Genomic DNA, 6,490 nt, shown 5'->3' on the forward strand with positions numbered 1-6,490 from the left:
ATCACAGCCCTAAGCGGGAAAAAGTGTCTGGACCTATGGGGTCAAATCCAGGGCCAATCTAAAATTTCTTATCATCGACTCATTCTGTGAGCCAATGATATTGTCCAATCGGCTCATTTCGTGAGCCGATCAAGATCGTTCATCGGCTCATCTGGTGAGGTGGTCTCAACGCTCACTACCACCTAGATTTAATTTTTGGCTACATAGTTTCATAGCAGATTGGAGCTAGACCACTAAGCAGCCCCAAACGCAATTTAGCTCACGATTTTTAAATTATGCTATTTTTTCGAATCATCTTGGTGCCAAAAACAGTGGTGCTAATACTGGGGTTGAGAGATAATTTCACTGATATAAAAATGTGATACATGAGGATAAAAATGAACGATTTTTTGAAAACTTTGTTGAATATCCGTAGTCTGCGAGCAGCATTGCGCGAGCTTTCTTTTGAGCAGTTGGTCGAAGTTAAAGAGAAATTGGATGAGGTTTTTGCTGAACGTGAGCAGCAAGAAAACAAAATCAAAGCCGAGTCTGCCGAGCGCCTGCAAAAGCTGGCTGAGTTTACCGAGCTGCTGAAAGACGCTGGCATCGATCCGAGCGAGCTGGTTGGTACTGCGGCTCCGGCGAAGGCTGATGGTTCAGCTAAAGCGAAACGCGCTCCCCGTCCTGCAAAGTATCGCTACACCGAGGATGGTCAGGAGAAGACCTGGACTGGCCAAGGTCGCATGCCCAAGGCTATCGCGGCAGCCGTTGAAAGTGGCAAAGCTCTGGAAGAGTTCTTGATCTAGTGCTGAGAGCCCATGCCAGCTCGGCATGGGCCTTTAATTCTATTTCTAGTAGGAGCCCATATGGGGAGAACATTAGAGGATATCATCTCATCCGAATCACCCGAGGTTGTCCTGAGAGCCAAGGAGCATGCCGAAGAGCTGCGAGTTCATATCGCTGTGACCAAATTGCTTTCAAATCTCGGTGCAGGTGATGTTCCTGAAATTGATCCCGATGTTCTAAATAGTTTATTGTCGCTCAAAAGATCAGTTGAGAGCCATGACTGTCGGTTGAGTTTATTCGTTCATATGCCGGACGGCACTCATCATGGCGTCAAAATTTAATTTAAGAGCTTCATTGGTTCGTTAATCGCAGATCTCATCTACCAAATGAAATTAACGCCCCATAGCGATGCTTTTTCAAACACCCTCGGTGTGCAAGTGGATCTGATAGCGTGTACTGCGTCCGCCACCAGGTAATTTCTCAATGCATCCCTTTTCCACCAGTTCAGCCAGATGGCGTGTAGAAGTAGCCTTGCTGACTCCGGCGACTTTTTGATATTGACTGGCGTTGATGCCATTTTCGAAACCCTGTTCGCCACCATCCAATAAACGGTTAACAACCCTGATTTGCTCTGGACTCAGACAGTCATGATTGTGTCGCAGCCAGAAATGAGCCTTGGCAAGGCTACGAGCGATACTTTGTAATGCCAACTCTATAGAGTAATCCAGTGTGTCGAGGAACCAACAAATCCAGGAGGTAATATCCAGCGTGCCCTTCTGTGTTGACTCCAGTGCCCGATAGTAGTCAGCCCGCCATTCTAGAATAGCGACTGACATGGCATACAAACGGATGCCCTGGCTGTCAGCCTGTGACAGCGCGAGGTCGGTCAATGCCCGCGTGAGCCGCCCATTGCCATCATCAACGGGATGAAGGGTCACAAACCAAAAATGGCTAATTGCCGCACGAAGAAGCGGATCCATCGTTGGATCATGCCGAGTCTGGTTAAACCAGAGGGTGTACTCGGTCAGTTGATCGTCCAGGGTTGCTCTGGGCGGTGCCTCAAAATGCACGGTGGGACGATCAACACGCCCAGAGACAACCTGCATCGGCTCATCTCCTCGCAACTGCCCTACGTTCAGTCGCTGCACCGACCATTCGTTGGCGGGGAACAGCCAACGATGCCATTGGTAAAGTCGTTCAATTGTCAGTGGTTGTTCATGGTTGTCGATGGCGTCCAGTATCATGGCCGCGAGCCCCTCTGAGCGATCTGACACGGGATAGGACGGAGTTTGTGATCCCCCTAACCGCCTAGCCAGGGAAGAACGCACGGATTGGGCATTGAGACGTTCGCCTTCGATAGCGGACGAGGCGATGATGTTAGCCAATAACGTGTCCAACGTTTGGTCGGGGTTCCCCAACCTGGAATGACTACCTATTAGCATTCCCAGCCTGCGTTGAACCTGCCGTAATCTGGGCAATACCTCGCTATCCTGCCAACGAAAATGGGGCCAATCAGCTTGTTGCCAAATCCAAAATGGTTCCATTATTTCCTCATCCAACGTGCTAGGGTCTCAATAATGAGCCGACCCAGCCCATCATTCGGCTCAATGTTTGAGCCGAATATAACACATGCAGCAGACCAGCAGAGCTGGTAATGAGGATGGAGATACAGGCTGAAAATCTCAGACCGGAGCTGATGAAAAACTGAATTTATTGCTGCTGGGTGGAGCTACTGCAACCAGTAGATAGACAAGGCGGGAGCTCGTTTTCGTTTCGAATGGTTCTTGTGAGCTTGCAGCTTGCGCTGCATGAAGCCACACACACGCAGATGCCGTCTGGTCTGCTCATTCATATGCCTGATGATACTCACTAATATTGGGATGCCAGTCTAAGCCACCAAAAGAGAAGAATTGAACCACCGAGTAGATTACCTGCCAGGTATTTCCAAGAGCGATCTGACAAGAACAAAATCGCACCCAGTATCGTTATCAAACCCCAGAGATAGGGCATGAGCAGTACATATAGGCCAGTCAGTGAGTATTCATCGTTAAACCAGTCATAGACAGGCTGAATGAACAGGATCGATGCATTCAAGAGGTGATAGAGCATGAAAAACACGAATACCCATGTTCTCTCTGTCTTCACGGCTGCGCTCACTTTAGTTCCCCTTGGAATGGATAGCTGAGTTCAATGACGGTCAAAAATGGCTTGTAGGCAAAGCGCTTGTAGTGTTGAAGAACAAACCAGCTTCTGAAACCGGACGCCAGGCCGTAGAACTTGACTCTTCCGGTCGTGGGGTCAGGGCCAATGTCAGGATAATCGAGACCGAAGTGGTCATATAGCGTTACTTTGATCGTCCCTTTGTAGAAGTCGCCAAATTTTTCATATGTCGCGATTTCCGCCTTGCCTGCCCAGACATCGTTAACCGCAATTGTGAGGCCCTGCACCTTATCCGCCGCAGAGTTGAAGATGGGTAACCGAAAGCCGGAGGTCTTATTGTATTGCTGCATCAAGTCACTCAGAACAAGCTTGTTCACATCACCATCAAGTTCTGCCAGCTTTGCTTTCACTTCCTTGATAAGGGTATCTGAGAACTTGATCGTGGTCGGGTGAGCTCGCGTTGCTCTCGTCAACGCTTGGTTCCGGTATTCACCACCCTCCGATTTCTCGAATTTGGCGATCATGGCCAGAATGTTCATCTTCAAGTCGCCAGATGCAAACAATGTGGCCATGTTGCGGAAGCTACTAAAGAACACCTTGGGATCAGTCTTTTCGAGATCACCAATAAAGCCATCATCTCCCATCTTCCCTACAAACATGGGGATAGCCTTGATCTGCTCTGCCGTCATTTTGCCGTAAGTCATATCTTCGGCGGGGCTGCCATCAACGTTCTTACCTGGCTCGCGCTTCGACTTGTAGATGAGCACAGGCACACGATAGGTTGTGGCTGACGTTGTATCGGTTTTTGGTTTGAGAGCAGGAGGAATGGTTTCTGCCTTGGGGCGCTCTTTCTCTGCCGAACCAAACCACATTGTCGGCTTGGCTTGGGCATATGCTGACTTGATGGTCTGCTCAAACCTTGGTGTCCCCCTCACTGAGATTTGGTCTCCCAGGATAGTGCAGCAAGCAAACACATCAGATTGCATCCCCAATACGACCTTCGACCCGTCATCAAGGCTTCCAGCCACAGGGCCTAGAATGCGCTTGAACTCGTCCTTGGTAAGTTGGCTAATGTCTCTGAGGTCAGGTTTCTGCATGTATAGAGGGCTCGATGAAGAGTAGTGAGAGGGTCACTTTATCATCAATGCACCAATCGATGCCATGTAGGCATTTTCTGAAAACGGCAGTTTGTGACGCTTTCTATAGATAGGCAACAGGGGGAGGGGCTTAATAGCTAATAGGCAAATGCTAAAGCTGGCAATGATGCTAATTGCCATCACTGTGAATAATTATAGGGAAATTTAGTTGTATCTGGGTGAAGAGATAATTACTTGGCAAATATATCTATGGCAGCAAATCGCGAATATCACACCCCATTACCCTGGCAAGACGATAAGCCTTTTCCAGGGTGACATTGACCTCACCACGCTCAATTCGTCCTACGTAGCTTCTATCAATTTCGGCCGCATATGCGAGTGCATCTTGCGATACGCCCAATTGAAGCCGTCTATCACGTACAGCATCACCAAATTTTTTTGCTAGCTCTTGCATGTCTCGCCTCTCGCTGGCGAGCACTATCTCTGGTTGTCTGGCTAACGACCACGGATTATAATCCGCAATCGAGTTTAGATTCCCACTAAACGTTTTCGTTCGAGACCTAGGATTGCTTATGAGCTCCCAGACTGTGTGGTTACCAACCGCGCTCTACACCGCACTAATTCGATTGCAGTTGGACGATTTCACTGCGACTGGGTGCGTAAGTGCTGTTTTTGGTGCCAAGGCTGAACCGAAGGTACATAGGAAGCGTTATAGCATTATTTATTTGAATCTCATCAAGCTAGTCCGTTTGGGGCTCCTAAAGAGAAAGCACGTTGATGATGGGAAGCGCTTTTCTCATTTCATCAAGACTCCAAAGTTCGATGAAGTGCATTTCAAAGAGGAATTTATTGGGCCAGAGGCTCTGGTGTCAGAGCAGGATAAGGAGAAAGACAGGGAGATCGAGAGGGTGAAGAATGAATTTGAATCCATTAAGAGTAAGTTGGGTACGAGAGAACAACACTACCGTCAAACGTTGCAGATGAACGACCTCAAGCTTGCAGAATACAACGAACTGCGCTCTCACTTTCCCTTGTTAGCACCAATAATCGACAAAGCTGTCAGCGATGCTGTTGAGGAGAGCCGTGAAATACAGGGCAAGCTAGCTGCTGTTGAGCGAATCTTGACTGTGATCTGGATGATCACCACACCTAAGAAAAGAGAAAGCAATCTATAGAGAGGTAGAGCAACATCTGCGAACAGATCTGGAGAGTCTGTAAATAATTCTGTGTAACTACCCACGCCATTACAGGTGACCGTTCAGGCGATCACCGAATTCGATAATAAAGCGATTTAGGGCAAGCTTCCAATTCTGGATTGGCATGGTCCACTTCTTTGAAGCCTGCTGTATCGCGAGAAACGCCACTTTTAGCGCAGAGTCATCGGTCGGGAACAGCTTCCTTTGCTTGGTCGCTTTGCGCAGCACGCTATTTAGCGACTCGATAGCATTGGTTGTGTAAATTACCTTCCGGATCGCGGGGGGATAATCAAACAGCGTGATCAGATTGTCCCAGTTATTCTGCCACGAGCGCGCTATCTGCGGGTACTGGCTATCCCAGCGCTCGCCGAAGGTCGCCAACGCCTGCTGAGCCTCACGTTCCGTCGCAGACTGGTAGATCTGCTTCAGATCCGCCGTCACCGCCTTGTAGTCCTTCCAGGAGACATAGCGCAACGAGTTGCGCACCATGTGGACGATACACAGTTGCACCTTGGTCTGGGGATACTCCACGGCAATGGCATCAGGGAAGCCCTTTAGACCATCCACACACGCGATCAGGACGTCTTCCAGGCCGCGGTTCTTCAGCTCGGTCAGGACCGACAGCCAGCACTTTGCCCCTTCGGTCTCGGCCAGCCACAGGCCCAACAGCTCCTTGTGCCCCTCCATATTGATACCCAGTGCCAGATAGAGCGACTTGTTGATCACCCGCTGGTTCGCGCGGATCTTCAGCACAATGCAGTCCAGATAGACGATGGGATAGAGCGGATCCAGCGGCCGGTTTTGCCATTCGTGGACCTGTTCGATGACACGTTCGGTCACCTTCGATACCAGCCCCGCCGAAATGTCGGCGTCATACATCTCTTTGAACGCGTCCATGATATCGCGGGTGCTCAAGCCCTTGGCGTAGAGGGCGAGGATCTGGTCGTCCATCTGGGTCAGGCGGGACTGGCCCTTGCGGACGAACTGAGGCTCGAAGGAAGCGTTACGGTCACGAGGTGCCTGGATGGTGACCTCTCCGTGCTGTCCTGTTAGGCGCTTGGTGGAATAGCCATTGCGATTGTTGCCGGTCCCGCGGCCTTGCGGGGCGTGTTTCTCGTAGCCCAGATGCTCGTCCATTTCGGCATTGAGCGCAGTCTCGACGGTAAGCTTGATCAGCTGTTGGGTGAGGGTGCCGAGATCTTTTTCAGATTTGATGTCTTTGGCCAGCTCAGCGGCGAGTGCTTTGAGTTTGTCTTGGTCCATTTGCTTACC

At 49.9% G+C, this 6,490-nt stretch carries 7 protein-coding genes and 1 pseudogene; 3 read left to right on the forward strand and 5 right to left on the reverse strand.

Features of this window, described 5'->3' with window-relative positions:
- Positions 1-377 precede the first annotated feature (377 nt).
- Positions 378-785, forward strand: a complete 408-nt coding sequence (locus AAC083_RS00405; RefSeq protein ID WP_108535618.1) for an H-NS family histone-like protein — start codon at positions 378-380, stop codon at positions 783-785.
- 60 nt (positions 786-845) lie between these two features.
- Positions 846-1,106, forward strand: a complete 261-nt coding sequence (locus AAC083_RS00410; RefSeq protein ID WP_108535619.1) for a hypothetical protein — start codon at positions 846-848, stop codon at positions 1,104-1,106.
- A gap of 75 nt (positions 1,107-1,181) precedes the next feature.
- On the opposite strand, the gene AAC083_RS00415 is transcribed toward AAC083_RS00410, so the two are convergent.
- The 4 genes and pseudogenes from AAC083_RS00415 to AAC083_RS00430 all read right to left on the reverse strand — a co-directional run bounded on the left by AAC083_RS00415 (position 1,182) and on the right by AAC083_RS00430 (position 4,476).
- Positions 1,182-2,009 carry a Fic family protein gene (locus AAC083_RS00415; RefSeq protein ID WP_258224574.1) on the reverse strand — a complete coding sequence of 276 codons (828 nt, stop codon included), beginning with the start codon at positions 2,007-2,009 and terminating at the stop codon, positions 1,182-1,184.
- Positions 2,010-2,075: 66 nt separating this feature from the next.
- A pseudogene (locus AAC083_RS00420) lies at positions 2,076-2,309 on the reverse strand (DUF4172 domain-containing protein); the annotation flags it as partial.
- Positions 2,310-2,918: 609 nt separating this feature from the next.
- Entirely contained in the window at positions 2,919-4,022 is a 1,104-nt protein-coding gene (locus tag AAC083_RS00425; RefSeq protein ID WP_108535621.1) for a DUF3289 family protein, read from the reverse strand.
- Between the two features lie 247 nt (positions 4,023-4,269).
- Positions 4,270-4,476, reverse strand: a complete 207-nt coding sequence (locus tag AAC083_RS00430) for a helix-turn-helix domain-containing protein (RefSeq protein WP_005895552.1) — start codon at positions 4,474-4,476, stop codon at positions 4,270-4,272.
- Between the two features lie 118 nt (positions 4,477-4,594).
- On the opposite strand from AAC083_RS00430, the gene AAC083_RS00435 reads away from it, so the two are divergent.
- A complete protein-coding gene (locus tag AAC083_RS00435) occupies positions 4,595-5,197 on the forward strand; it encodes a hypothetical protein (protein WP_108535622.1) in 603 nt (200 codons plus the stop codon).
- A 69-nt stretch (positions 5,198-5,266) separates the two neighbouring features.
- Here the strand turns inward: AAC083_RS00435 and AAC083_RS00440 are convergent, their stop codons facing one another.
- Complete coding sequence (locus AAC083_RS00440; RefSeq protein WP_108535623.1) at positions 5,267-6,481, reverse strand: IS256 family transposase; 1,215 nt, start codon at positions 6,479-6,481, stop codon at positions 5,267-5,269.
- Positions 6,482-6,490: the final 9 nt, after the last annotated feature.

Origin of the sequence: Aeromonas sp. HMWF014, assembly GCF_963878295.1 — a bacterium.
Classification (GTDB): domain Bacteria; phylum Pseudomonadota; class Gammaproteobacteria; order Enterobacterales; family Aeromonadaceae; genus Aeromonas; species Aeromonas popoffii.

What these genes read in the sequence shown, in the direction of transcription:
- AAC083_RS00405 (WP_108535618.1), top strand. Translation starts at nt 378, where the DNA reads ATGAACGATTTTTTGAAAACTTTGTTGAATATCCGTAGTCTGCGAGCA.
- AAC083_RS00410 (WP_108535619.1), top strand. Translation starts at nt 846, where the DNA reads ATGGGGAGAACATTAGAGGATATCATCTCATCCGAATCACCCGAGGTT.
- AAC083_RS00415 (WP_258224574.1), bottom strand. Translation starts at nt 2,009, where the DNA reads ATGATACTGGACGCCATCGACAACCATGAACAACCACTGACAATTGAA.
- AAC083_RS00425 (WP_108535621.1), bottom strand. Translation starts at nt 4,022, where the DNA reads ATGCAGAAACCTGACCTCAGAGACATTAGCCAACTTACCAAGGACGAG.
- AAC083_RS00430 (WP_005895552.1), bottom strand. Translation starts at nt 4,476, where the DNA reads ATGCAAGAGCTAGCAAAAAAATTTGGTGATGCTGTACGTGATAGACGG.
- AAC083_RS00435 (WP_108535622.1), top strand. Translation starts at nt 4,595, where the DNA reads ATGAGCTCCCAGACTGTGTGGTTACCAACCGCGCTCTACACCGCACTA.
- AAC083_RS00440 (WP_108535623.1), bottom strand. Translation starts at nt 6,481, where the DNA reads ATGGACCAAGACAAACTCAAAGCACTCGCCGCTGAGCTGGCCAAAGAC.